The sequence below is a fragment of the Vibrio sp. 10N.261.52.A1 genome (assembly GCF_002876325.1).
Lineage (GTDB): Bacteria > Pseudomonadota > Gammaproteobacteria > Enterobacterales > Vibrionaceae > Vibrio > Vibrio chagasii.
Genome location: NZ_MCYD01001440.1, coordinates 1 through 1,824, shown reverse-complemented (window position 1 = coordinate 1,824; position 1,824 = coordinate 1). Strand labels below are relative to the sequence as shown.

Annotated in this window: 3 protein-coding genes; 2 read left to right on the top strand and 1 reads right to left on the bottom strand. The window is 42.2% G+C overall.

Features of this window, described 5'->3' with window-relative positions:
• The first annotated feature begins 40 nt into the window (after positions 1-40).
• Positions 41-439, top strand: coding sequence for a peptide-methionine (R)-S-oxide reductase MsrB (msrB, locus tag BCT81_RS28930; protein WP_102426658.1), 399 nt, complete (start codon positions 41-43; stop codon positions 437-439).
• Positions 440-599: 160 nt separating this feature from the next.
• Here msrB and BCT81_RS28925 read toward each other — a convergent pair whose 3' ends face one another.
• Entirely contained in the window at positions 600-1,409 is an 810-nt protein-coding gene (locus tag BCT81_RS28925) for a DUF2989 domain-containing protein (RefSeq protein ID WP_102426657.1), read from the bottom strand.
• Positions 1,410-1,522: 113 nt separating this feature from the next.
• Here BCT81_RS28925 and BCT81_RS28920 point away from each other — a divergent pair, with 113 nt between their 5' ends.
• On the top strand, positions 1,523-1,804 hold the full coding sequence (locus BCT81_RS28920) for a DUF1315 family protein (RefSeq protein WP_010437067.1): 282 nt from the start codon (positions 1,523-1,525) through the stop codon (positions 1,802-1,804).
• Positions 1,805-1,824 lie beyond the last annotated feature (20 nt).

Sequence of the window (1,824 nt, the reverse complement as noted above, 5' to 3'; positions counted from 1 at the left end):
AATGTGGAGAGATATTAACGTGATTCAAAAGGAAGAAAAGATGATAAAGCCTGATGAATACTGGCGTGAACGCCTAACTGACGATGAGTACGAAGTGTGTCGTCTACGTGGTACGGAAGCCCCTTATAGCGGTAAGTTACTACATAACCACAAGACGGGAGTTTACAGCTGCACATGCTGCCAAGCCCCATTATTCCTGTCGGATAACAAATATGATTCTGGGTGCGGGTGGCCTAGCTTCGATGCGCCTATAAACGATACAGCAATACGCTATATAGAAGATCTAAGTCACGGAATGAAGCGTGTAGAGATTCGTTGTAGTGCCTGCGATAGCCACCTAGGTCACGTTTTTCCTGATGGTCCGAAGACAACTGGCGAACGTTTTTGTGTTAATTCTGTGTCGTTAATTTTCAACAAAAATGACGAAAGTACGAAATAACTTGTCACTATTGTTTAATCCTTACAGATCGCATTTGTCGATGAAATTGCAATGAACAGCCCAAGATTTCAGCGTTAACTCTAGTACAAATAAAAACAGCTACCATGATGGTAGCTGTTTTTTTTTCAATTTGTTGAAGAGGCTATTTGGTCACCTAAGATTACTCGTAGCTCTTTACAACAGCAGGGCTGTAAACGCCGTCTTCAATGGCTTCGACAATTTTGTCTGCGTCTTTATTCAACTGCTTATATTTTGGCTTTTCAAAGTGATAGAGAACAGCGAGCTCAGACTCCGATGCGATAGGCACATTAAAGTCTTTAGCGACCATTGCCCATACGTATGCTTCTTCCATATTGCCTAGGCTGTGATTAATACTGGCCATCGACTTAAAAATTTCAGTGTTGACGTTCGAATTACTCGATAAGGTCAATGCGTTATTAAGTAGTTTTAACGTCTTTACATGGTCTCGAGTGGTGTAGAAAGTCGCTAGGGCATACTGCATCTCTGCCGTATTCAACGCTTCTGTTCCTTCTAGTTGTAAGAAGCTGCGTCGTGCGTTGGTATCCCCGTTTTGTGACCACAAGAAATAGAGCGTTTCTGGCGTGTCTGATTGAGACAGTTCACTGACAATGCGTTCCGACTCTTCAATGCTGTGCATTAAAGAAGTAAAGCGACGCTCTTGAAGTTTAGATTGATCAATCGTTTCTATCTGCGCGGCAAGCTCGAGGCATTTTTTATAGGCTGTGACCAATTCGAACTCTTTGATCTTATTGATTTCGGTTGGTTGTTTTTGAACTTCAAAGCGATGCCAGATAAGGTCGGTGCGCGCTACACGGCACTGTCCGTCGTTCATGTTCAGCTGTTCACAACGCAACCCAGGATTGCTCTGGCACAACTGATCGGTATTTTTGTTGCCCTCAAGACACCCAACCAGAGTGAAAGGTAATAGGCCAATTGCCAACCATTTCATAATTTTCATATTCCTTCACTTGTGATCAAATGCACTTATTATTGGTCAGGTTCTTGACTCAATTCTGTTAAGAGTTATTTTCTGGTGAAAATTGTTAACACTAAGGCTTTACCATGGATGCAGAACAACTTCTTAGCGCAATGACACCCGAGGTCTACGAACGTTTAACCTACGCAGTTGAAACGGGTAAATGGCCAGAAGGAACAGCGCTTTCTAAAGAGCAGCGCGATTCGTGTATGCAGGCGGTTATGTTATACCAATCTAAACATAACTCTGAAGCTCAACACATGACAATTGCCGCTGGTGGCGAAATTAGCTTTAAGTCTAAATCTGAACTCAAGAAACAGTTTAAGTCAGATCAAGAAGATATTGTGAGAGTTAACCCAAATCATTAGGCTTTAAATTACAACAAAGG

Bases quoted from the DNA above. Each gene is read 5' to 3' on its own strand.
- msrB (WP_102426658.1), top strand. From the start codon at position 41: ATGATAAAGCCTGATGAATACTGGCGTGAACGCCTAACTGACGATGAG.
- BCT81_RS28925 (WP_102426657.1), bottom strand. From the start codon at position 1,409: ATGAAATGGTTGGCAATTGGCCTATTACCTTTCACTCTGGTTGGGTGT.
- BCT81_RS28920 (WP_010437067.1), top strand. From the start codon at position 1,523: ATGGATGCAGAACAACTTCTTAGCGCAATGACACCCGAGGTCTACGAA.